This window comes from Nostoc sp. 'Peltigera membranacea cyanobiont' 213 (genome assembly GCF_002245975.1).
Taxonomy (GTDB): Bacteria; Cyanobacteriota; Cyanobacteriia; order Cyanobacteriales; family Nostocaceae; genus Nostoc.
Genome location: NZ_NOLI01000003.1, coordinates 15,579 through 38,657, shown reverse-complemented (window position 1 = coordinate 38,657; position 23,079 = coordinate 15,579). Strand labels below are relative to the sequence as shown.

19 protein-coding genes and 1 pseudogene are annotated in these 23,079 nt (G+C 39.9%); 10 read left to right on the top strand and 10 right to left on the bottom strand.

Translation table 11 applies throughout. From position 1 onward, the window contains the following. Positions 1-348 precede the first annotated feature (348 nt). The gene (locus tag CDG77_RS01395) at positions 349-555 is read right to left on the bottom strand and encodes a hypothetical protein (protein WP_094327522.1); all 207 of its coding nucleotides are present in this window, start codon (positions 553-555) and stop codon (positions 349-351) included. Between the two features lie 479 nt (positions 556-1,034). Between CDG77_RS01395 and CDG77_RS01390 the strand changes: the two genes are divergently transcribed. Next, positions 1,035-1,733: a hypothetical protein gene (locus CDG77_RS01390; protein ID WP_094327521.1), complete on the top strand. Its 699-nt coding sequence runs from the start codon at positions 1,035-1,037 to the stop codon at positions 1,731-1,733. An 86-nt stretch (positions 1,734-1,819) separates the two neighbouring features. Next, positions 1,820-3,658, top strand: coding sequence for a peptidoglycan D,D-transpeptidase FtsI family protein (locus CDG77_RS01385; protein ID WP_094327520.1), 1,839 nt, complete (start codon positions 1,820-1,822; stop codon positions 3,656-3,658). 143 nt (positions 3,659-3,801) lie between these two features. Here CDG77_RS01385 and CDG77_RS01380 read toward each other — a convergent pair. Beyond that, positions 3,802-3,948, bottom strand: a pseudogene (locus tag CDG77_RS01380) (glycerophosphodiester phosphodiesterase family protein); the annotation flags it as partial. Continuing rightward, a complete protein-coding gene (locus tag CDG77_RS01375; protein ID WP_094327519.1) occupies positions 3,932-4,882 on the bottom strand; it encodes a hypothetical protein in 951 nt (316 codons plus the stop codon). The gene CDG77_RS01375 and the pseudogene CDG77_RS01380, both read right to left, overlap by 17 nt. 232 nt (positions 4,883-5,114) lie before the next feature. Here CDG77_RS01375 and CDG77_RS01370 point away from each other — a divergent pair, with 232 nt between their 5' ends. Beyond that, positions 5,115-5,582: a hypothetical protein gene (locus tag CDG77_RS01370; RefSeq protein WP_094327518.1), complete on the top strand. Its 468-nt coding sequence runs from the start codon at positions 5,115-5,117 to the stop codon at positions 5,580-5,582. Positions 5,583-5,681: 99 nt separating this feature from the next. Then, entirely contained in the window at positions 5,682-7,724 is a 2,043-nt protein-coding gene (ligA, locus tag CDG77_RS01365) for an NAD-dependent DNA ligase LigA (protein WP_094327517.1), read from the top strand. A gap of 97 nt (positions 7,725-7,821) precedes the next feature. Here ligA and CDG77_RS01360 read toward each other — a convergent pair whose 3' ends face one another. Further along, on the bottom strand, positions 7,822-9,090 hold the full coding sequence (locus CDG77_RS01360; RefSeq protein ID WP_094327516.1) for a plasmid pRiA4b ORF-3 family protein: 1,269 nt from the start codon (positions 9,088-9,090) through the stop codon (positions 7,822-7,824). A gap of 172 nt (positions 9,091-9,262) precedes the next feature. Here CDG77_RS01360 and CDG77_RS01355 point away from each other — a divergent pair, with 172 nt between their 5' ends. The 3 genes from CDG77_RS01355 (at position 9,263) to CDG77_RS01345 (ending at position 16,504) form a co-directional block, all read left to right on the top strand. Then, on the top strand, positions 9,263-9,799 hold the full coding sequence (locus tag CDG77_RS01355; protein WP_094327515.1) for a nucleotidyltransferase family protein: 537 nt from the start codon (positions 9,263-9,265) through the stop codon (positions 9,797-9,799). A 182-nt stretch (positions 9,800-9,981) separates the two neighbouring features. Beyond that, positions 9,982-15,402: a trifunctional serine/threonine-protein kinase/ATP-binding protein/sensor histidine kinase gene (locus CDG77_RS01350; protein ID WP_094327514.1), complete on the top strand. Its 5,421-nt coding sequence runs from the start codon at positions 9,982-9,984 to the stop codon at positions 15,400-15,402. Between the two features lie 439 nt (positions 15,403-15,841). Further along, entirely contained in the window at positions 15,842-16,504 is a 663-nt protein-coding gene (locus CDG77_RS01345; RefSeq protein ID WP_094327513.1) for a nuclear transport factor 2 family protein, read from the top strand. Between the two features lie 45 nt (positions 16,505-16,549). On the opposite strand, the gene CDG77_RS35125 is transcribed toward CDG77_RS01345, so the two are convergent. Together CDG77_RS35125 and CDG77_RS01340 are read right to left on the bottom strand one after the other, a co-directional pair. Continuing rightward, positions 16,550-17,020, bottom strand: a complete 471-nt coding sequence (locus CDG77_RS35125; protein ID WP_104901436.1) for a (2Fe-2S) ferredoxin domain-containing protein — start codon at positions 17,018-17,020, stop codon at positions 16,550-16,552. Positions 17,021-17,104: 84 nt separating this feature from the next. After that, positions 17,105-17,785, bottom strand: coding sequence for a GntR family transcriptional regulator (locus tag CDG77_RS01340; protein WP_094327512.1), 681 nt, complete (start codon positions 17,783-17,785; stop codon positions 17,105-17,107). Between the two features lie 89 nt (positions 17,786-17,874). Here CDG77_RS01340 and CDG77_RS01335 point away from each other — a divergent pair, with 89 nt between their 5' ends. After that, positions 17,875-19,497, top strand: coding sequence for a 2-isopropylmalate synthase (locus CDG77_RS01335; RefSeq protein ID WP_094327511.1), 1,623 nt, complete (start codon positions 17,875-17,877; stop codon positions 19,495-19,497). Positions 19,498-19,645: 148 nt separating this feature from the next. On the opposite strand, the gene CDG77_RS01330 is transcribed toward CDG77_RS01335, so the two are convergent. Both CDG77_RS01330 and CDG77_RS01325 read right to left on the bottom strand, forming a co-directional pair. After that, positions 19,646-20,269: a Uma2 family endonuclease gene (locus CDG77_RS01330; RefSeq protein WP_094327510.1), complete on the bottom strand. Its 624-nt coding sequence runs from the start codon at positions 20,267-20,269 to the stop codon at positions 19,646-19,648. Between the two features lie 51 nt (positions 20,270-20,320). Continuing rightward, positions 20,321-20,491 carry a ribbon-helix-helix domain-containing protein gene (locus CDG77_RS01325; protein WP_094327509.1) on the bottom strand — a complete coding sequence of 57 codons (171 nt, stop codon included), beginning with the start codon at positions 20,489-20,491 and terminating at the stop codon, positions 20,321-20,323. Positions 20,492-20,759: 268 nt separating this feature from the next. Between CDG77_RS01325 and CDG77_RS01320 the strand changes: the two genes are divergently transcribed. Next, positions 20,760-21,203, top strand: coding sequence for a KTSC domain-containing protein (locus CDG77_RS01320; RefSeq protein WP_094327508.1), 444 nt, complete (start codon positions 20,760-20,762; stop codon positions 21,201-21,203). A 258-nt stretch (positions 21,204-21,461) separates the two neighbouring features. Here CDG77_RS01320 and CDG77_RS01315 read toward each other — a convergent pair whose 3' ends face one another. Next, a complete protein-coding gene (locus CDG77_RS01315; RefSeq protein WP_094327507.1) occupies positions 21,462-22,385 on the bottom strand; it encodes a nucleoside hydrolase in 924 nt (307 codons plus the stop codon). Positions 22,386-22,400: 15 nt separating this feature from the next. Here CDG77_RS01315 and CDG77_RS01310 point away from each other — a divergent pair, with 15 nt between their 5' ends. Further along, positions 22,401-22,832: a nucleoside deaminase gene (locus CDG77_RS01310; RefSeq protein ID WP_094327506.1), complete on the top strand. Its 432-nt coding sequence runs from the start codon at positions 22,401-22,403 to the stop codon at positions 22,830-22,832. Between the two features lie 113 nt (positions 22,833-22,945). On the opposite strand, the gene CDG77_RS38400 is transcribed toward CDG77_RS01310, so the two are convergent. Beyond that, a complete protein-coding gene (locus CDG77_RS38400) occupies positions 22,946-23,071 on the bottom strand; it encodes a hypothetical protein (RefSeq protein ID WP_262985132.1) in 126 nt (41 codons plus the stop codon). Positions 23,072-23,079 lie beyond the last annotated feature (8 nt).

Sequence of the window (23,079 nt, the reverse complement as noted above, 5' to 3'; positions counted from 1 at the left end):
GCGATCGCAATAATGTATTTATGTCCTCTCAAAACTCAGGAGTGTAAGCCAATTCTAAACGCTAAATCTGGCTTAGATTTACGGAATTAAACTCCCTTTTACTCGGAATAAGGTTCGGTCAGGCGAGAATTTCAGGCGGACACTTGGTTGAGGGGTAATCCTCATCACCAGTGTCCTTTACTTGCTGCCCTACTTAGCTAATGGCTGATATTTGAGCAAACTCTAGGCTCTGATACACCAATAGGGAGATAAAGGTTTCTAGATGAACCTAATTGATTCAACCTATATGGTGACGAGCGTTGTTACTAAACTGTTTTGGGCATGATTTAAACTAAAGTTTAAAATGCCTTATTTAGGAGTAGCAGTAGGAGTAGCTGCGGGAGTAGCAGGTGTAGTAGCAGGAGGTTTAGCTCCAGCAGGAGGTGCATCAGTTGGTTCACCTGTAGCAGCTGGAGTACTAGTACCACCACCAGCATCACCACCACCGCCTTCACAGGCTCCGAGAATTGTAGCTAGACTTAAGATTACAGCCAAACCAAAGATTTTTGTTTTCATAACTCCTCTTTCACCAATTGTGGCTAGAACAATTTTTCGCCTGTTGAATACGATACCGTATTTATTGCTTTTTTTTAATGCTGTGAGATTACATGCTTAAAAAAACAATCTTTTGGGGTATTCTTTTTCGGATTACGTATCATACAGCCATCTGATTAGTTTCTCTTAACTCAAGAGCAAAAGGGAAATTACCAAATTTTTTAGCAAACCGAGTTATCATAGCAAAAAATTTTATTTTTTTCACGGAGTATTGCACCTTGCTGCCCCGCGTTGCCATACTTTAGGTGCAATACCTAAAGGGCAAGCTGTCCAGTTTCTAATCACTGATTGCAAACATTGGTACAGCTACCTATCAGAACACTTAAAAGGGTGTAGTCTGTTATGTGTGCTTGTTGCACAGAAGTTAATTTTAAACTCAGCAAAAACATCCAATCAAGAAAATCAATCTAAAGTACAGTATTTCCCATCTAAAAAAAATTATGGTAGTTGCTCGTAAATCTGCTGTTTCTACAAGGGGTAATTGGTTCCGGCGAGATTCTATTTTTCCTTTAGGTAGGCGACGCTCTAAGTCTGTGGAGTCAGCAGCACGGAGTGCTTCTACACCAGCTACCCAAGCTACACCCATATCCTCTCAAAGACAACAGCATTCCTCGAAAAATTTAGCGGCTTCTTCCACAAATAAGGTAGTTATGCCCAAATCGTTGAAAGAGTTGGGTAGACAACAAGTGCCAAATCTCAATCAGCAGTCCAGTGCGACTCAAAAGAGTTCAGGGGGAGATTTTCTTCGCCTTCCCACCATGCCTAATTCGGGGGCAGCACCTTTATGGTTGTTGCGCTTGTATACTTTTCATCGTTATTCAACAGTTTTGGCGTTTTTGTTAGTAGCATCGACACTTGCTGTTTATGGATGGACGGTATATTCCCAAGAGCTTTGGAGTAAGTCATATCGCAGACTGCAAAACCTCCAACGTCATGAGCGTCTGCTAACGGCAACCAACGCCACGCTGAAAAATAAAATGGCTAAGGAAGCAGAACAATCAACAGCAGGGCTGGTGTTACCAACTCCTCAAGGGATGATTTTCTTACCTCCAGCATCTCATACTCCTAAGCCAGCATCGTCTAACACAACGTCAAATTCTGAAACGCAACAGCAAACGCTCTCACCACTGGGATATTAAGGTTAAGAGTTAGGAGTTAGAAATTATGGAGTAACTAACTTTATTGGACTTTTGACTCCAAAAAGCAATTTGCTACTGAGTAGGCAATGCAAAAATTACCAAGTAAAACAAAATTCAGAAAGTTTCGGAATCCGGCATTCCAAAAACGACAGAAAGGTTCTAAACGAGGGTTGTTGGAGACACTTGCCTCTAATATCCAAGAACAAACATCCAATACCAAGTCTCGACTGTTCATAGTATGGGGCGCATTAATGGCAGCAGGGTTAGGGTTGGGTATCAACTTGTATAACCTGCAAATTGTCAAGGGGCAAAAGTTAACAGAGCAAGCACGAAACCAGCAAATGGTGAATTTGCGACCTTTTATGCCCCGTCGTCCGGTGGTAGATCGCAATAGTAATCTGTTGGCAATTGACCGTCCTGTATATACTTTGTACGCTCATCCCAAGCTATTTGATAAGTCTAATGAAGAGATGGCAGAGCAACTTGCCCCAATATTGGCAAAAGATCCTGCTGAATTAGTGAAAACTTTTCAAAGCAAAAGAAGTGGAATTATCCTTGCCCCAGCTTTACCAGAAGAAATTATCGATCGCGTGACTTCTTTGCGCTTAAATGGCTTGGAGTTAATTCAAAAATACTCCCGATTTTATCCGCCAGACGATTTAGTTTCTGATGTGGTGGGTTATGTGAATGTTGACCGTCGTGGTCAAGCAGGTGTGGAATATTCTCAAGAGAAGTTATTAGAACGTCCTGTGCAAACGGTGCGGCTCAGTCGCTCTGGGAATGGGGCTGTGATGCCCGATCGTGCGCCTGAAGGTTTTCTGCACTTTGATGATTTGCGGCTGCAACTCACTATCGATAGCCGTCTGCAACGGATTGCTAGCCTTGCGCTCAAACAACAGATGGATAAGTTTGACGCTAAACGTGGGGCAGTAATTGTGATGGATGCGTTGGATGGTTCCTTACTCGCCCTCGTTTCTCAACCTACCTATAACCCTAATGAATACGCTAAAGCTAATATCTCACTATTTAAAAACTGGACGGTAGCGGATCTTTATGAACCGGGATCGACTTTTAAGCCTTTGAATGTGGCGATCGCTCTGGAAAATGGCATCATCAAACCAGATGATATGTTTAATGACTCCGGTTCTATTCGAGTAGCTAATTACACCATCAAAAATGCGATGAATAATGGTAATGGGCGAATCAGCATCGCTCAGATTTTACAATATTCCAGCAACATTGGCATGGTGCAAATTATCCAACGCTTAAAGCCTTCAATCTACTACAACTGGCTAGAACGCTTGGGGCTAGGACAAAAAGTTGATACAGATTTACCTTTTGAAGTTGGCGGTCGCCTCAAAAGTCAAGAAGAATTTATCGCTTCGCCAATTGAACCAGCTACTACTTCCTTTGGGCAAGGCTTTTCTATGACACCGTTACAGCTAGTACAAATGCACGGTGCTTTAGCCAATGGCGGTAAGTTGGTAACACCCCATGTAGTTCGAGGGCTGATTGATAGCAAAGGGCAGATGCATGATTCACCCACTCATACCATCCCCCGCCAAATTTTCTCAGCCGCAACAACCCAAAAAGTTGTGGAAATGATGGAAACTGTTGTTAATGAAGGCAGTGGTAAGGCGGCACAAATTCCCGGATATCGCATTGCTGGTAAAACTGGTACAGCCCAAAAAGCTAGTCCTAATGGCGGCTACATCAAGGGTGCTAGAATGACCAGCTTTGTGGCTATTTTACCAGTGGAATCTCCTCGCTATGTAGTGTTTGCACTGGTGGATGAGCCAAAAGGAGAAAGTGCTTATGGTTCTACTGTCGCCGCACCAATTGTCAAGTCTGTAATTGAAGCGCTGATTCCTCTTGAAGAGATTCCGCCTAGTAAGGCATTTGAGCAACAGCCGAAAGCGCCATAGAGAGTGGGGAGGGGGACAAGGGATTAACAATTCAAAATTCAAAATTCAAAATTCAAAATGAGGCTCTCTACGAGACGCTAAAAGCGAACGCGGACTCGCTTGCCGCCGGCGCTAACAAAATTAAAGACAGTTTCAGATGGGGATTCAATATAATCAGCACCCAGTGCGTAGGCATAGCCCGCCGCAGGCATCGCTAATTCATAAGCAGCTAAAGTATGTTCTGGACGATAGCCGCTCGCGCCTCGGTGGGCAATGATAATTGGAGATGTTGTACTAATAGCCACTGACATCAACTAATCGATATCCTTCACCAACCAGTTTGTCAAAAGTCGCTTGATACTGGGCTGAAGTCAATCCATGTCGCGCTTGCCAAGCTGAACCACCAGACTTTTCCCAAATAGCGGCGTATCGGTTTTGTCCGTTGACATTATAACCACTTACGTCAACTAATCGATATCCTTCACCAACCAGTTTGTCAAAAGTAGCTTGATACTGGGCTGAGGTCAATCCATGTCGCGCCTCCCAAGCTGGGCCGCCAGACTTCACCCAAATAGCAGCATATCGGTCTTGTCCATTGACATCATAACCACTAACATCAACCAACCGATATCCTTCGCCAACTAGTTTGTCAAAAGTCGCTTGATACTGGGCTGAGGTCAATCCGTGTCGTGCTTGCCAAGCTGGGCCGTCAGACTTTTCCCAAATAGCGGCATATCGGTCTTGTCCATTCACGCTGTAACCACTAACGCGAACTAATCGATATCCCTGACCAACTAGTTTGTCAAAAGTCGCTTGATATTGGGCTGAGGTCAATCCATGTCGCGCCTCCCAAGCTGGGCCGCCAGACTTCACCCAAATAGCAGCGTATCGCCCTTGTCCGTTAACATCATAACCACTGACATCAACCAACCGATATCCTTCACCAACCAGTTTGTCAAAAGTTGCTTGATATTGGGCTGAGGTCAATCCATGTCGCGCTTCCCAAGCGGAACCACCAGACTTAACCCAAATAGCAGCATATCGATTTTGTCCGTTAGCTACTGCTTGTCTTCTGACATCAGGAATTCTCTGTAACTGGGCGACATTTTGAGCAATTACCTTTGTATTTGTCTCGGTATTGCTGACACTATTGGCAAGGTTAATGGGAGCCGCAAAAGCGGAACTGAATAAAGTTGAAAGTAACACTGCACTAGAGGCAGTAAATGTTAAAGAGTGGATGAACATATTAGTAAAATAAAACTGTAAATTTGGGCTTCACTGACTAACTAGGTTTACATTTATTTTTTTATGCAACACCCAGCTAGCAATGCTGACAATTGTGGATACCCCAGATTTACAAGTAATTCCTGAATTCAGAATACCGAACTTTTATTTGTATAGCTTTAGCGTAATCTTACTATGTAGTTCTAGCTGATTTTATACTGGCAATAGTGAATGAAAGGCACAATACAAGACCATGAACTTAAATAAGCCTAGTATAAAACACATTCATATTGACGGCCAAAAGATATTATTTCCCAGCCAAGAAGAATGGGAAACTTTGCGATTCAACCCCTTTATTGATGATATGCCACTAGCTGTTTTAGATTTGCTTTGGCCAGCGCTTGAGTTAACTCAAAAATATCCTGAAATTCACTTAGGGCTTGGAAAGATATCAAATTTCAAGAAATGGATGCCATATATTTTTCTAGAAATAGAATCAAACTTTCAAAGAGTCCAGTTAGAAACTTTAAGCTGTAGTTTTTGCAATTGGCGAGGAAAAACAGCTAATCCTATGGATACGGGTCTATATTGTGGTGATGGGATAAATCAGGATCGGTTTACTCTAATGAAAGCTGCTGAAAGATATCCGATACTTCCTTGCCCTTGTTGTGGCGATCGCCTACCAAGACATCCAATTTGGGTAGAATATAATAAAGATTAATTCCTAAAAGCCTTGATTTGACGGGTTAGTTGCGACTATCCAAGCAACAGGCTTCATTATCTTTAAATTCTATTCGCTAGATATTTTGTAATTATTCTAATGACACAGATTAAGCCGGAAGTAAAGCGCACAGAAGAATTGCGCCAGTTATTGCAACAAGCTAGTTATGCTTATTACGTTCTAGATGCTCCAATGATGGAGGATGCAGTCTATGACCAGCTATATCGAGAATTGCAACAACTAGAAATTCAATATCCAGAGTTGACAGCAGCCGATAGTCCGACTCAGCGCGTGGGTGAAAAACCAGCAACGCAGTTTACCTCGGTGCGGCATAATATCCCCCTGTACAGTCTGGAGAATGCATTCAATATTGACGAGTTGCAAGGATGGGATCAGCGTTGGCGGCGACAAGTACCGAAAATAGATGCAGTGGAATATGTCACTGAACTGAAAATTGATGGTTCTGCTTTGGCTCTTACCTACCAAGATGGCATTCTAGTTAGGGGGACAACTAGGGGTGATGGGGTGATGGGTGAAGATATTACCCAAAATGTGCGGACAATTCGCTCAATTCCCTTACGTTTGAATTTTAAAGGGTTAGAAATTTTAGAAAGGGTGGAAGTCCGCGGCGAGGCGTTTTTGCCTTTGGAAGTATTTAAACAAATTAACGAAGAAAGGCAAAAAGCAGGGGAGCAATTATTCGCCAATCCCCGGAATGCCGCAGCAGGTACACTCAGACAACTAGACTCGCGCATTGTCGCAAAACGGCGGTTAGCTTTCTTTGGCTATACCCTGCATATTCCTGGTAGAGATGACACCAGTATTGCCAATACCCAATGGGAAGCGTTGGAGTTGTTAGAAAAGATGGGTTTTCAAGTGAACCCCAACCACAAACTATGTGCCGCGATCGCAGAAGTGGCAAAATATTATGAATATTGGGATACGGAACGCCTGAATTTACCCTACATGACTGATGGAGTGGTAGTAAAGCTCAATTCTTTTAAACTCCAAGAACAGTTAGGGTTTACCCAGAAATTTCCTCGCTGGGCGATCGCATTAAAGTACCCCGCCGAAGAAGCGCCTACCCGTGTGGAAAATATTGCTGTAAATGTGGGACGAACGGGGGCGTTAACACCGTTAGCAGAAATGCGCCCTGTGCAACTGGCGGGAACAACAGTTTCCCGCGCCACTTTACATAATAGCGATCGCATTGCTCAATTAGATATTCGCATTGGCGATACTGTTATTGTCCGCAAAGCTGGAGAAATCATTCCAGAAGTAGTGAGGGTACTCAAAGAACTTCGTCCTGCTGACACCGAACCCTTCGTTATGCCCACCCATTGCCCTGTCTGCAATCAACCAGTGGTGCGAGAATCAGGTGAGGCGGTGACTCGGTGCGTTAATGCTTCCTGTGCGGCGATTCTCAAAGGTTCTATTGAACATTGGGTAAGTCGTGATGCTTTGGATATTAAAGGTTTGGGCGAAAAATGCGTGCATCAACTGGTTGATAAAGGTTTGGTGCGTTCTGTTGCCGATTTGTATAAGTTGACAGAAAACGAAAGCAAATTGTGTGAATTGGAAAGAATGGGGAAAAAGTCAGCAGAGAAATTAGTTGATGCGATCGCTCAATCAAAAAATCAACCTTGGTCAAGGGTATTGTATGGTTTAGGCATCCGTCACGTTGGTAGTGTGAATGCCCAATTATTGACTCAGAAATACTTCACCGTAGAACAGTTAGCCACAGCAAAGCAATCAGATATTGAAGGAATTTATGGTATTGGTGCTGAAATTGCCCAATCTGTATATCAGTGGTTTCGGATTGATGCCAACCAAACTTTGATAGAACGTTTGCAAGCAGAAGGATTGCAATTAGCTGCCACAGAGGAAACAAAAACAGTTGGTGATGCTAATCAAAAGTTTGCAGGTAAGACGTTTGTCGTCACAGGGACATTGCCAACCTTAAAGCGAGATGAAGCAAAGGCTTTGATTCAAAAATCTGGTGGAAAAGTGACTGATTCAGTGAGTAAAAAAACAGATTATTTGGTGGTAGGAGAAGATGCCGGTTCTAAATTAGAAAAAGCGCTCTCTTTGGGAATTACGCAGTTAAGCGAGGCGCAATTTTTAGAGATGCTTGAGGATTGATATCGTAATCCGATTTGATTACTGGAATTATTTCTCTCGTCGGTATTTGTTTTCTTATTAGCAATTTCCATGATTACCTTCATCCACCTAGACTCCCTCATTCTTCATCTTCATCCGATTCATCATCCTCACTCCAATACTGTTGAGGTGCATTTCCATGAACTTCTAAAATCTTTGGTTTTTTGATTTTGTTATCAGGTGGATTAATTACTTCTAACTGCACATCAAACTTCCAGTTGTCACCAAAATCATAAAGATAGGTGATTTTAGTACCCGGTTCTATAGACAAATCACCAATTTGCACTTGGTCAGCAAATGGGGGTATTTCCATATAGGGATGACCTATTTTAATTATGCGACCAAAACGGTCTTTATAACTAAACTCATATAGATGGTCATAGTCAAAGTCAAAAGCATCAAGAATCGTCTCTGCTAACCAGCTTAATGGTTTTTTTGCTGGTATAGCAATGCGTCTCCAAACCTGATGAAGAGACACTTTAAAAATATAAATACCATCCGTGAAGCCTTGTTTTGGAACAAATAAATTATGCTCCCATTCTGGAAAAAATGGTTGAAAATGTGACTGCAACTTTCCAAAAGTTACATTGACTTCATCCTGTAATTCTCCTCGGATACCTAGTGGAAATAGTAATTGCAACAAAGCATCCCCAAAGGGTAAGCGTTGTAAACTAGTAATGCGCCATCCTTTGCCTTCTGTTGCTTTGCCATGTTGAATAGATAATAATCCAAATAACTCTAACAGGGCAACGTTATGCAGACCAGGGTAATAACTAATATCGTGTTGATGTTCGTATTTAGGGAATTTTAAACCTTTCTCTGGTACGCGGGGCCAAAGTTGAATACATCGAAATAAATTCCCAAATGAATCTTGATGTTCGCCCAAAATTTCGTTATTTCCCCAAATCAACCAGGCTTCTAATAAATTGAAATAGCGTTCTGTTGGATTGAGGTTTGACCATGATTGCAAAGTTGCTGCATCTAAAACTAAAACCTGCTTCTTCCCTTGGGATCTAATTTGGGCTATCCCAGAACTGCGTAATAACAAATATAGTCCATTAATGTAGGGGTATGATTTTTGTACGGGGCGTTTGAGTTTAGTTTCAATGGGGTGACTTAACCGAGAATTGAATTCTGATAATACTTTCAGAGGTAGAAGGTTATTAACACTACTAACCTCCACTCCATTTGGTTGTAACAAATCTATCAGAGTTTGAAAGTCACGCAAAATTGTGCCGGGTTGATTTTCATCAATACTGAGTTCTTGCAGGAGTTGTTGTTGCGACTCTGTTAGAGAAGGTAGTTCAGGATTGAGTGTGCGTTCTAACCGCGCAAATAAATCATCCATAAATAAAAATTATAAATTCTCAATTCACAATTTAACCTTCTGTGTAACCATGTGCTATTTATACTATGACTTGACCTAATAAGTATCACAGGAGGTCTATCAAGACCGTAAACTTAATGAGATGTGAATGATAATATTTTCACCTTATAGTTGACAATCCCAGGGATTTGATATGAATAGTAACACTCGTCTACAGATGATTTTAGCTGATACACCTATTGATACAGTATTACCTGCGATCGCTCAACTAAATCTACCTAACTGGTGGTTAGCCGGTGGTGCAGTCCGAAACACAGTTTGGTCTTCGATTTTTGGCAATGACTGTGGGTTAGTTATTAAAGATTTTGATATTGCATTCTTTGATATAGAGGGAAATCGTTCTCAGGAACTAGCAGCAAAGGCGACTCTCACAGAACAATTTCCTCATGACGAGTTTGATGTCAAAAATCAAGCCAGTTTTGCTCGTTGGCGGCTTGGTAGCAGACACTACATTAATACAGAAGATGCTGTTGCAGAGTGGCTGCACACTGCAACAGCTGTCGGAGTTCGACTAGATGCACAAGGCCAATGGCAATTTTTCACTCCCTACGGGTTGAATGACCTGTTTGATGGCATTATTCGACCTACGCCAGCACATACTCATAACGTTGATGCCCACAATAAAGCATCGGGGTTCTTACAAAAATGTCCTTATCTGCGGTTGGCGTAAAAGTTACAATAGCTTTTCCGTTACAAGGGAATAATTACTTTTCAATTTACAACCCTTGGATACGGAATCGCAATGTTAATAATTTTCTCCCACTGGGAATAATTAAATTAGAACCCCTTTCACCATAGGACGGGGGTGATACTAATTTTGTAACTTTTTTGTAACTTGATAGGCAAAAATCAATGCCAAATCCTACTGGATATCAAATCAACTCGACTCTCCACGAAGGAATCCAAACAATTCTTTATCAAACACAAATGCCAAAGACGCAACAGCGAGTTATCCTCAAGTTGCTTAAAAATGAATATCCTACCCTCGAAGCCTTTACCCGCCTTAAAAATGAGTATCAAATTCAGCAAGGTTTAGACCATCCCAACATAGTTAAAGCCATTAGTCTAGAAACCTTTGATAACCGCGTGGGGCTGTTGTTAGAAGACTTTGATGGTCAATCTTTAGCCCAAATTATCCAGACAGAAAAACTTGACTTAATTAACGATTTAAATATTGCTATTCAACTGACTAAAGCTCTAGATTATTTGCATAAACACCAGATTATTCATAAAGATATCAAACCTAGTAACATCATTATTAACTCCCAGACAGGTATTGTTAAACTCACTGACTTTGGTATAGCTTCCCGCCTCAATAAGGAAAATCCCCAATTTAATAATCCTAACTGCGTTGAAGGCACACTTGCCTACATGTCTCCCGAACAAACGGGGAGAATGAATCGTATTCTCGATTATCGTACTGACTTTTATTCTCTTGGTGTAACTTTATATGAAATGCTCACCGATAAAACACCATTTTGTAGTCAAGACCCTTTAGAACTAGTTTATAGTCACATTGCTATTCAACCGATCAACCCACAGCTATTAAATCCAACAATTCCTAACGCCATCTCAGAAATTGTACTGAAGCTGATGGCGAAAAATGCGGAAGACAGATATCAAAGCGCTACAGGATTATTAGCAGACTTAGAATTATGTCTTAACCAGTTAAAAACTAAGGGTAGAATCACTGATTTTGTTCCAGGCCGTTTAGATGTCTTAAGCCAGTTATTAATTCCTCAAAAATTATATGGTCGTGAAAACCAAGTTAATGAACTGCTAGCGGCATTTGAAAGGGTTACATCTGGGACTAGTGAGATGATGCTAGTTTCTGGTTATTCAGGTATTGGCAAATCAGTTTTAGTCAACGAAGTTAATAAACCCATTACTCGCAGACAAGGTTACTTTATTTCTGGTAAATTTGACCAATTAAAGCGAAATATCCCTTATGCTTCCTTAATTCAAGCTTTTGCTTATTTAATGCGGTATTTACTGACAGAGAACAATGAAAAAATAGAATCATGGCGTGAAAAAATACTATCAGCTTTAGGAACAAATGGAAAAGTTATTACTGACGTAATTCCAGAAGTAGAATTAATTATTGGTATACAGCCAGAAGTTGCCCAAATTGGTGCAACAGAATCACAAAATCGCTTCAATCGAGTTTTTAAAGAATTTATCCAAGTTTTCACCCAAAGAGAACACCCCTTAGTTATCTTTTTAGATGATTTACAATGGGCAGATTCAGCAACCTTGAATTTAATTCAACTACTTATAACTGACACTGACAGCAAACATCTATTATTTATTGGTGCATATAGAGATAATGAAGTTAATGCAGCACATCCTTTAATTCAAAAATTAGAAGAAATTAAGAATGCTGGCACAGTTATTAACAATATTGTGTTGCAACCTTTAAATTTAGACAATGTGACTCAGTTAGTTGCAGAGACTTTGCAAGAGACAGAGATTAACCATAATGTAGAATCCAACAGTTTTAACAATAAAATTATTCAATTAGCTGAGTTAATTTCTAATAAGACAGGTGGAAATCCATTTTTTATCACACAACTTATTCAAGCACTTTATCAAGAAAAACTTTTAAAATTTGACTTCATTAATTCTCAATGGCAGTGGAGTCTTGAGGATATTCAAGCAATTGGAATTACCGATAAAAATGTAGTTGAGTTAGTTGCCAGTAGAGTTGAGAAACTACCAAGTTTCACCCAAAATGTTTTAAAATTAGCAGCTTGTGTGGGTGATAGATTTAGTCTTGATGTTTTATCTATAGTCAATGAAAAATCAGCTTCTTTGACAGCCAATGATTTATACTCGGCTTTGCAAGCGGGATTAATTCTACCTTTAAGTGAAGCTTACCGTATTCCTTTAGTTTTTAATCAAGAAGAAGTGGCTGATTTAAATTTCGACACTTCACGGGTTGGTTACAAGTTCTTACATGATAGAGTACAACAAGCAGCATATTCGCTGATTCCAGAAGAACTCAAGAAATCTACTCACTTGAAAATTGGGCAATTGCTTCTACAAAATATCCCAAAAGAGGAAATAGAAGCTAATATTTTTGATATTGTTAATCAGTTGAATGTAGGTATTGTTAACCTAATAAAGCAATCTCAAAAAACTGAATTGGCACGACTAAATTTAATTGCAGGGCGAAAAGCTAAAGCTTCTACAGCTTATGAAGCTGCACTTAAATACTTCACAAATGGCATAGAACTTTTAAATATAGATGCTTGGCAAACTGAATATACATTGACTATAGGTTTATATGAAGGAGCCGCAGAAGCAGCCTATCTAGGTGGTAATTTTGAGCAGATGCAGCAATGGGCTGAGGTGGTGCAGCAAGAAGCCAAAATCCTTCTAGATAAAGTGAAAGTCTATGAAGTACAGATTATCGCTTCTATCATTCAAAGCAAACAATTGGAAGCCATTCAGATAGCAGTATCAATTCTCAAATTGCTAGGAATCAGTTTTCCAGATGAACCGACATCAACTGATATTCAGCAGGGGATGGATGAAATTGCTGTTTCTTTGAAAAGTAAAGCTATTGCAGATTTAATTAACTTACCATTAATGTCCGATCCTAATAAGATTGCAGCTATGAGGATATTAATGGGGGTTCTCCCTGCGGCTTTTCAAACTGCTCCTGCAATGATGCCAATTATTGTCTGTAAAATGGTTAATTTGTCCTTAAACTATGGCAATACGGCTGTATCTGCCTATGGTTATAGTCTTTATGGCTTACTTCTTTGTGGAGTTCAAGGAGAAATTAATTCTGGCTATGAATTTGGTAAATTAGCTTCTAGTTTGGTGTCAAAATTTGATTCTCAAGAACTCAAGGCTAAAATTCTGACGGTTGTTAGCGCTCATGTTATGCACTGGAAAGAGCATATTAGGGAGACATTAACATCATCAATGTCTGGATATACTAGTGGTCTAGAAACTGGAGATTTAGAATATGCTGGCTATTGTGGTTACATTTATCCCTATCATTCATTTTGGTTGGGTAAGGAACTTTGGGTTTTAGAAAAAGAACTTATAGCTTACTGTGAATCGCTGAAAAAAATTAATCAGCGAGTAGCTTTAACTTGGAACTTAGTATATTTACAAACAGTTTTGAATTTGAAAGGTAATTACGAAAATGTAGATTGTTTAATTGGAGAAGCCTACGACGAGCAAAGGATGCTGCCAATTCATCAGCAAGTAAATGACCTTTACACAATTAATCATTTATTTGTCAATAAGCTAATGCTCTCTTACATATTTGGGGAGTATTTTAAGGCTGTAGAATATGCTGCGATCGCAGAAAAATCTTTAGGTGGCGTAACAGGGTTGTTTGTTGTTCCAATGTTCTATTTTTATGACTCTTTAGCACACTTGGCCATATATAATACTGCCAAAGAGTGTGAAAAGCAAGCTATTCTTGAAAAAGTTCAAGCTAATCAGCAAAAAATGGAACTCTGGGCTACTCATGCTCCCACGAATCACTTACATAGATTTTATCTCGTGGAAGCAGAAAGGTATCGGATTTTGGATCAAAAACTGGAAGCAATGGACTACTATGAGAACTCTATTGCCAAATCTCAAGAGAATGGTTTTCTCCAAGAAGAAGCTTTAGGCTATGAGTTAGCAGGAAAATTTTATCAATCTTTAGGTAAAGAGTTAATTCATCAAACTTATATAACTAAAGCCTATTATGCCTATATTCGCTGGGGTGCGATCGCTAAAGTTAAATACTTAGAATCAAAGTATGTTTTTCTAGTAGGACAAACTACTGCTATAGAAACTACCACTTCCAAAATAGATACAATTCACTTTACCACTACCACAACTACTAATAGTAGTTTAAGCGATTTTCTAGACTTTAATGCATTCATCAAGTTTTCGCAAGCGATTACCAACGAAATTGTGTTAGAAAATTTGTTGAGCAAGCTCATCAAAATTTTACTAGAAAATGCTGCCGCCCAAAAAGCAGTGCTACTCCTACTTAAAGATAATCAACTATATATCGAAGCTTCTGGAAATGCTACTGATGATGTCGTGACAGTTCTATGTTCTATTCCTGTTGAAGCTTATCAGGATTTACCCCTCTCTGTGATTAATTACGTTTTTCGCACTCAACAATATCTTGTATTAAATGATGCAATAATTACAGAGCCGTTTAACCTTGATATTTATATTCAGGAATCTAAAACAAAATCAATTTTTTGCTTACCGATAATTTATCAATCACAAATTACAGGGATTATTTATTTAGAAAATAAGTTGTCATCAGGAACTTTTTTACCAGAAAGAGTAGAGGTATTAAAGGTCTTGGTTTCTCAAATGGCTATTGCTATACAAAATGCCCGATTGTATACAAGAGAACAAGATAAATCTAGAGAATTAGAACAGTCAATAAAAGATTTACAAGAGGCCCAACTACAACTTATTCAAAGCGAAAAAATGTCTTCTTTGGGTAATTTAGTTGCAGGAGTAGCACACGAGATAAATAATCCACTTGGTTTTATTACAGGTAGCATAGCCCAAGCAAAAGATACTGTTAAGGATTTAATAGACTATCTACAACTGTACCGAGATAAGTTCCCAAATCCTGGTGTTGAAATTAAAGAAAAAGCTGAAGAAATAGATATAGATTTCCTGCTAAAAGATTTACCAAAAATGATTGATGGTATGACTGTAGGAACGCAGCGGATTCGTAATATTAGTACTTCTCTCCGTACTTTTTCACGCGCAGATACTAGTTCTAAAGTATTAGCTAATATTCATGAAGGCATTGATAGTACTTTGTTAATTTTACAGCATCGACTGAAAGCTGACCATAATCGTCCGGCGATTCAAATCCTTAAAGAGTATGGAAATATTCCATTAGTGAAATGCTATTTAGGACAATTAAATCAAGTTTTTATGAACATTATTGCAAATGCAATTGATGCCTTGGAAGAAGCAAATATCGGTCGTAGCTTTATGGAAGTTCAAGATAATTATCCTAATATTATTACCATCTTAACTAAGGTAGAGAAAGATAATAATCTAACAATTAAGATTCAAGATAACGCAAAAGGAATGCCAGAAGAAGTTAAAGTCTGTATCTTTGAAAATCTATTTACTACCAAATGCGTAGGAAAAGGTACAGGATTAGGATTATCTATCAGTCGCCAAATTATAGTAGAAAATCATGATGGAAGTTTAATTTGTGAATCAGTCTTGGGACAAGGAACACAATTTATAATTTCTATCCCCCTTTTGGAATAATAATCTTTCATAGTACAGACACATTAGCAAAGCTATAGCCGTAGATACCCGAATTACCAAATAATTCGGGTATTTTGTTTATCACGAATGATTCATAATTGCTATAGTAATTACATTGAGTTTTAAAAATATGCTCAAACAAAATTTACTTTCTTGTGAAGAAAACTATGTAAGTATCAACCTTGTTTTTTAATCAAATCAATACATATTCAGGCATGTGCAACACTTAAAACTTTATGTAACTTCTGTTATTATAATGACTGATTATATGCATCAAATCTTGTAGCTTATTTATAATTTACTAGCTGATATCAAAGTAAACTCTAACTAAATGTGCAAGAATTTTAGTCAGGATTTTATCAGCTAAGATATCAGATGTAAATTTAGTTTGCAGCAAGTTAAAAGATGCGAAAATAGTAAAAATTAAGGTGGTTTTCCTGTGGAAAAAAGAAGAGAAGGTGGGCGAATAGTTTCAAAGGCTATCTCGTTTTTGTTAAATCAGATTACATTGATTGTGCTTGCAGTCACTCTTGTGCTGTTTATTGGAGGTAGGTTTGAACTAGCAAGTGCAACTCAACCTAACGCAGAATTAGAAATTCAAAAATTAACATCCTGTTACTCGCTGGGAACTGATGCCATTGGTAGAGGAAATCTCCTAGAGGGAAAAAATATTTATCGGGATTGTTTTACTCAAGATGCAGTTCTCACTGCCATTTTTCCTGATGGGACAACTCAAACAAATTATGGGACAGATGCTTGGGCAGATTTTGTCTATTCAGTATTCCAAGGAAATGGTTATACAGCTACTCAACACTTGATGGGTACGATAAACATTTCAATTGAGAATAATAAAGCAGTGATGACTTCTTATCTCCATGCAACTCACAAACGTTCGGAAACTAGCATTGATGTCGCTAATGGTACTTACGAAGATGAAGTTGTAAACAAAAATGGACGCTGGAAAATTCGTAAACGTACTCTCAAACTCATAGATTTCTTGAATCTCAGTTCACCGACAGTTGATTCTTCAAATGCTAATGCTCGAAGCAGTAATTCCTCAACTACATTTGTAAGACCAAAAATGTCTGGCTTCAATCATTAATCTTTCATACCATATAAGTAAAAAGTAAAAAGTACTCTCTACTTTTTACTTTTTATTCTGTTTTATGTATGAATAAAGAAGTTCGCGTAGGCGTAGCCCGTCGTAGACATCGCTGCGAGGATTTACAATTAAGCATGGACTATTACCGCAACTTCCATTACTTACAATAACGACAGTAATACCTGATTTTGGACAAACTCCTAAACAACTGGTGCTAACGACCCGAAATTCACCCCATAATCCCTCAAGTTTTAAACGAGATTTTAACCAATTCTCTAAGTCTTCGGAAGCCGTTGAGCTTTTGTTAGCTGGACGAAAACTATTTGACCGCTCATTTGCACATTGCGAACACACAAGCACCAAACCAGACTCCCATCGGGGAGAAACGCTAGGAATAGAAATAGAAGTGTCTAGCGGACGAGAATTTATTAAGGGCGATGTCTGCTGAGAATTGGATGCAAACCTCTTGAAGATACGTTGCAACAATCTCTTAATACGCTCGATCAGTTTTTTCATGGGCTACCCTACCTATTTCTCTGATAGGATAGTGGAAATTTCCCGTTTAGTCTGTTCTGGTAGATCGTCTAGTTCCAACAATAATCAGCGTTTCTGAGCAATTTGCTGCAAGTATGCAATTAGCTGTTCTCCTGCGGTGTCAATGTGTCGTTTTAGTAACCTGACAGCAGCTTTTGTATCCTGCTTTTGACAAGCATCTAAGAGTTGATAGTGTTCTTTTTGCGATCGCTCTTGGTAATCCATCTCTACCAATTGTACGCGAACATAGCGATCGCAATTAATATGTAAAGTTTTAATCATCGCCAATAACCGAGGACGTTCAGCAGTGGCGTACAGCGTCGCATGGAATTCCCAGTTGAGTTTTGCCAACACACCTGCATCAGTTGCTTTATCTGTCGCTTCCAGAATCACAGCCGCTTTTTCTATATCTGTTTCCCTGAACTTGGGTATCGCCAATTGCATCGCTTTCACTTCCAAAGCGCTGCGAATCTCACAGATTTCTTGCGCCTCTTGTGCTGTCAACACCGACACAATCGCCCCACGATTTAGATGCAGTGTTACCAATCCTTCTGCTTCTAACTGCTTCAAGGCTTCGCGTACGGGAATGCGACTCACGCCAAACTGAGTGGCGATTTCATCCTGTCTCAGAGATTGTCCTTCCTGAAAAATGCCCCGCAGAATCGCTTCCCGCAAAGCATCGGCAATTAAATCTGGCGTACTGCGTTGTTGTTGCAGCACATTTGCTGCCAAGTCATTTAAGTTCATATTGGATATTGTATACAAAATACGAAAGATTGTATACAATATCCAAAGTAAGTTTTTTAAACATCCCTTCAATACTACGGGAGACAATTATGAGCATCGCATCTCAACCAGACAGAGTTATCATCTTCGACACCACGCTACGGGATGGCGAACAATCACCGGGCGCAACCCTCAATGTAGAAGAGAAATTAGCGATCGCTCATCAACTAGCTCTCCTTGGTGTTGATGTGATTGAAGCAGGTTTTGCCGTTGCTAGTCCGGGAGATTTTCAAGCTGTTAAAAGCATTGCCGAACAAGTTGGAATACCCGACGGGCCAATCATTTGCAGTTTAGCTAGAGCCATTCGCCAAGATATTCATGCCGCCGCCGAAGCTTTAAAAGGTGCGGCTCGTCCTAGAATCCACACAATGATTTCTACCTCTGATATTCACCTAAAATATCAGTTGAAAAAGTCTCGTAGCGAAGTATTGGCGATCGCAGCAGAAATGGTTGCTTATGCCAAATCCTTTGTAGACGATGTAGAATTTTCACCAATGGATGCCAGTCGCACTGAGCCAGAGTTTCTTTATGAAGTTTTGTCAAGTGCGATCGCAGCAGGTGCAACAACAATTAATATTCCTGATACCGTTGGTTACTGCACACCCAAGGAAATCGGCACTCTCATTCAGGGAATTCGAGAAAATGTTCCTAATATCGATGGAGTGATTCTTTCCATTCATACCCAAAATGATTTGGGTTTGGCAACAGCTAACGCTTTGGCAGCAATTGAATACGGTGTGCGTCAGGTGGAATGTACCATTAATGGCATTGGGGAACGAGCCGGAAATGCCGCATTGGAAGAGATTGTGATGGCGTTGCAAGTTCGCAAACCATTTTTCAATCCTTATTTTGGTCGTCCGGTTGATGCCGATACACCTTTGACTAATATTAAGACTCAGGAGATTTACAAAACCTCATCCTTAGTTTCCCAATTAACCGGGATGCTGATTCAGCCCAATAAAGCGATCGTGGGAGCAAACGCTTTCGCCCATGAGTCTGGGATTCACCAAGATGGGATTATCAAACACCGCGAGACTTATGAAATTATGGAAGCTGCTGCGATCGGTTTACCAGAAAATCGGATTGTTTTGGGCAAGCACTCAGGAAGAAATGCTTTCCGTACAAGGCTCAAGGAATTGGGTTTTGAATTGAACGAGGCGGATTTGAATAAAGCTTTCAATCGGTTCAAAGAAGTCGCCGATAAGAAAAAAGAAATCTCAGATTTGGACTTAGAAGCGATCGTTCGAGATGAAACGCAGATTCAAGTAGAAAGTGGGTTCCAAATCGAACACGTCCAGGTAATCTGCGGTGATTGCACTTGTCCAACTGCAACTATTACAATTGTTACCCCCGATGGCAAAATCCTCACGGATGCGAGTGTCGGCACTGGCCCAGTGGATGCGGTGTATCAGGCAATTAATCAATTGGTGCAGATTCCCAATCAACTAATTGAGTTTTCCGTCCAATCTGTGACTGGCGGAATTGATGCACTGGGAACTGTCACAGTTCGCTTGAAGCATCAAGAGCGGATATTCTCTGGACAAGCATCTGATACTGATATCGTGGTAGCCGCAGCTTATGCTCATATCAACGCCCTGAATCGTCTTTATCGTTATTTGCAAACAGAGAGATCCCATTTTGATAAGATGAACCCTGCTGTTGTCTCTGGATAAATTCTGATGCGTTTTTGATACAGCCATGAATCGTTGATGTAGAGACGTAAAATTTTATGTCTCTACAAGAGTTTTGGTTACACTATTAAGTTATGAAGACTTTCTGAATAAGGATTTGAGGCATTTTTGGAAATAAAAAAAACATCGTTTAAATATTCCCGGCATTAAAAATCTGTTGTGCGGTGAAATTAAATTCTGGGAAAGTGGGTGAGAGAATGCGATCGCTCCCACGGAACTGGCTAATTTGGTATTCGCTTTCTACCAGTGAGTAGATCGATATTGTTGGTTGTTTAGTATTACCAATGAATGATTTACCAGCCAGAGCTAAGTAATCTACAATCCAATACTCTTGAATACCAATTTCTTCATACATACCGCGTTTAGTGTAATAGTCGGTGCGCCAATTAGTACTAACTACTTCAATAACTAAAGGAATTGATGCGCCTAAAGTGACCGTGGATTCCTTTTTCCAGAGAGGTTCATTTACCAGATTGGAGCGATTGATAATTAATATATCTGGTGAATAACCCGATTCATTTTCAGGTGGTTTGACTAGTGCAGTTTTTGGAATGAAGTAGGGAAGTTTAAGCCGGTCATATTCGACTGGAAGTTTTGTAGCTAAAAATCCTGTAATCTCTTCATGATCTCCAGTAGGTTGCGATATCTCGATCACTACTCCATCATGTAGTTCATAACGTTTACCTGTGTTGTCTGGGTATCTGGCAACAAATTCACTGAATGTAATTAGTTTTCTTTGTAGGGCTTGAGTCATATATTTCTCCCGTGAGTTTTGAAATTAAGGTAAGGGAAACGCTTTTACACACTATTTTTTCTCATTAGGGTAGTTAAGCTTACCTTCTTTTTCAGCTTGTTCTACGTCACGGCGTAGCAAATAAGCTGCTAAATCGGCAAGGCTTGTGCCCTCAATATCTGCCCATCTTTGTAATTTTTCATGAGTTAAGTCTGGCAACGAAACGCTTACTCTTTTCGACACGGTAGATTTTTTGATAGTTTTGAATAGATCGTACCCCTCAACGAAACTTCGTGATGTTGCTAATATAGCGCTAAACAAGGCTTAAATAGCATCTAACCTGTTCACTATCTCCACCAATGAATTGAATTGTGTCCGACTACTTAAAATTCTCTCTTGGCAAAAAAACTTGACATCAAAGTGCTTCAGTAGTATAGTTGTACTATTAAAGTACTTAAGTGTTGCATAAAACTTTAACACTCCCGACTACGCCAACAGGAGAGCAAAATTAATGAGGCTATCTAAGGTAGACTTGAGCAGTTTAGTAGCGATCGCTCACTCTGATGGATATTTGCAGTTGTTGCTCGATCGAGGCGACGAACTAGAGTTTCTGGAAATTCCTGCACCGATACAAGCTTATGAAGGATTGCAAGAACTGAACGAGGCGATTGCCCAAACGACTGCACTACCCTTTGAAGAAGAACCAATCGCTATGTTACCAGTTAGCTCATCAATGGCGATCGCTGTCGGCTACGATCGCAACGAACAAATTTTGCAAGTTGAGTTTCAAAGTGGATCTGTTTATCAGTACTTAGGCGTAGACGAGGATACTTGGGAAGATTTACATGCCTCTGACTCAGTTGGCAGCTTTTTCAATCAAGAGATTAAAGGCAGATATGACTGCGATCGCCTAGATAATGCAGATTATACTATAGGAATCCGGTTTGATTTCTGAAAAGATACGTAGGGTGTGTTAGCGACAGCGTAACGCACGAAACCCTTGATAGTGGTGTGTTACGAACTTCGTTCTAACACACCCTACATACCTAATTTTGTTCAAAAATCAAATAGGAGTCCTATATTGACTAATTAATAAATTTAATAAATTCTGGGGATTTAAGTCCCCCGCAACTAACAACGTTTTGTGGCGGGAGACTTAAACCCCAGTTGCATTACTTAATTACGAATTACGAATTACGAATTACGAATTATTTTAGCGTGCCCATTGCTGCAAGATATAACCATAAAAAGCATCTTTATCAACCCGATCCATTGCATAAACTTTCCGACCACCAGGAACTACTTTAGTACGCCCCTGACTTAGACCAGTGGTGACAATTTCTGTTTCCCATTCGCGTAATTGATAGAATTCTGGGTGTCCCAAATAAGCCGTTGCTAACACATCCCAAAAATAATAATCTTGAGGGATAACTAGTGCATAACATTGTCCGGCTAAATCAGAGATGGGATAGTGGCGTTGTCGCCCCATTTTTTGCACTAACTCTGATGTGACTGGGACATTATTAGTTAAATCCAAAGGACACATAATAATTTCAATTTGCGTTTTCCACACCCGCGCTGCCGAAACCGCGTCCCAATAAACATTCCATTCGGCGGAACCATCTTGTCCAGGTTCTAAACTTTTTTCCACATTGCCAGGGACATTCAAAGCACCTCCCATCCAAACAATTTTGTGAATCTTGGCTTCAATATCCGGTGCTTTATCCAAAGCTGCTGCAACCGTTGTCAACGGCCCAGTTACCATCAATGTCACGGGGTCTGATGCCTCGCGCAACACCTCGATCGTGAAATCTTGACCTGTTTCTTCAAGCAGAGGCGTAGTGATGGTTTCGCTTTGATTGAGAATGGGAAGATGGTCAACGATAAACGAATCACGGCGATAAAGAGTAGGAAATGGATTGATGCCGCGCACAGTGCTTTCTGCAACCGGGATATGAGAAAATCCCATCAAATCTATAATTTTACGTGTGGCGCTAACAGCCGGTTTGACATAACAATCAGCCGGTGTGACAACAACGCCGAGGAGTTCAATATTATCCATTGTCAACAGCAGCATAGTTGCTAGATAATCATCTACACCGCCATCATGATCCATTAATACAAGTTGTTTTGACATAAAAGGAGAATTAATATGGATGAGTTTATGGAAACTGCAATTCAAGAAGCAAAACAAGGCAGACAAGAAGGTGGAATTCCGATTGGTTCGGTTCTTGTCAAGGATGGCAAAGTTCTCGGCAGAGGGCACAATAAGCGCGTGCAAGATGGCGATCCTGTGACTCACGCCGAAATCGATTGTCTTCGCAATGCTGGAAGAGTTGGCAGCTACAGAGGTACTATACTTTATTCAACCTTAATGCCGTGTTACCTGTGCGCTGGGGCAGTGGTACAATTTGGCATTAAAAAAGTCATCGTTGGAGAATCTAAAACTTTTCCTGGTGCTAAAGAATTTATGGTGTCTCACGGTGTAGAAGTAATCGATCTTAATCTTGACGAATGCGAACAAATGATGGGTGAGTTTATTCAAACTAACCCGGAACTTTGGAATGAAGATATCGGTAATTAGTTAGGAGTTACAATTAGCACCGTCATATCGTGTCCGTATGATTAAGACCGCACGAGATATCTCAGCAGGGGAAAAGAGGGTTTCTGGTTTTTGCACAGATATAGCGATCGCAACTAATTAACCGGACATGATATCAAGGTGACTTTTTTGCCTTGACTAAAATCTTGGCAGTCCAGACATGCGATCCAGCATTTACCCTGTTCTCCTGCGATAATTCTCCCATCAAAAGTCACCTTCACAAAGTTAC

Bases quoted from the DNA above. Each gene is read 5' to 3' on its own strand.
- ligA (WP_094327517.1), top strand. From the start codon at position 5,682: ATGACACAGATTAAGCCGGAAGTAAAGCGCACAGAAGAATTGCGCCAG.
- CDG77_RS01355 (WP_094327515.1), top strand. From the start codon at position 9,263: ATGAATAGTAACACTCGTCTACAGATGATTTTAGCTGATACACCTATT.
- CDG77_RS01390 (WP_094327521.1), top strand. From the start codon at position 1,035: ATGGTAGTTGCTCGTAAATCTGCTGTTTCTACAAGGGGTAATTGGTTC.
- CDG77_RS01385 (WP_094327520.1), top strand. From the start codon at position 1,820: ATGCAAAAATTACCAAGTAAAACAAAATTCAGAAAGTTTCGGAATCCG.
- CDG77_RS01330 (WP_094327510.1), bottom strand. From the start codon at position 20,269: ATGACTCAAGCCCTACAAAGAAAACTAATTACATTCAGTGAATTTGTT.
- CDG77_RS01375 (WP_094327519.1), bottom strand. From the start codon at position 4,882: ATGTTCATCCACTCTTTAACATTTACTGCCTCTAGTGCAGTGTTACTT.
- CDG77_RS35125 (WP_104901436.1), bottom strand. From the start codon at position 17,020: ATGAAAAAACTGATCGAGCGTATTAAGAGATTGTTGCAACGTATCTTC.
- CDG77_RS01370 (WP_094327518.1), top strand. From the start codon at position 5,115: ATGAACTTAAATAAGCCTAGTATAAAACACATTCATATTGACGGCCAA.
- CDG77_RS01335 (WP_094327511.1), top strand. From the start codon at position 17,875: ATGAGCATCGCATCTCAACCAGACAGAGTTATCATCTTCGACACCACG.
- CDG77_RS01320 (WP_094327508.1), top strand. From the start codon at position 20,760: ATGAGGCTATCTAAGGTAGACTTGAGCAGTTTAGTAGCGATCGCTCAC.
- CDG77_RS01360 (WP_094327516.1), bottom strand. From the start codon at position 9,090: ATGGATGATTTATTTGCGCGGTTAGAACGCACACTCAATCCTGAACTA.
- CDG77_RS01340 (WP_094327512.1), bottom strand. From the start codon at position 17,785: ATGAACTTAAATGACTTGGCAGCAAATGTGCTGCAACAACAACGCAGT.
- CDG77_RS01310 (WP_094327506.1), top strand. From the start codon at position 22,401: ATGGATGAGTTTATGGAAACTGCAATTCAAGAAGCAAAACAAGGCAGA.
- CDG77_RS01315 (WP_094327507.1), bottom strand. From the start codon at position 22,385: ATGTCAAAACAACTTGTATTAATGGATCATGATGGCGGTGTAGATGAT.
- CDG77_RS01395 (WP_094327522.1), bottom strand. From the start codon at position 555: ATGAAAACAAAAATCTTTGGTTTGGCTGTAATCTTAAGTCTAGCTACA.
- CDG77_RS01350 (WP_094327514.1), top strand. From the start codon at position 9,982: ATGCCAAATCCTACTGGATATCAAATCAACTCGACTCTCCACGAAGGA.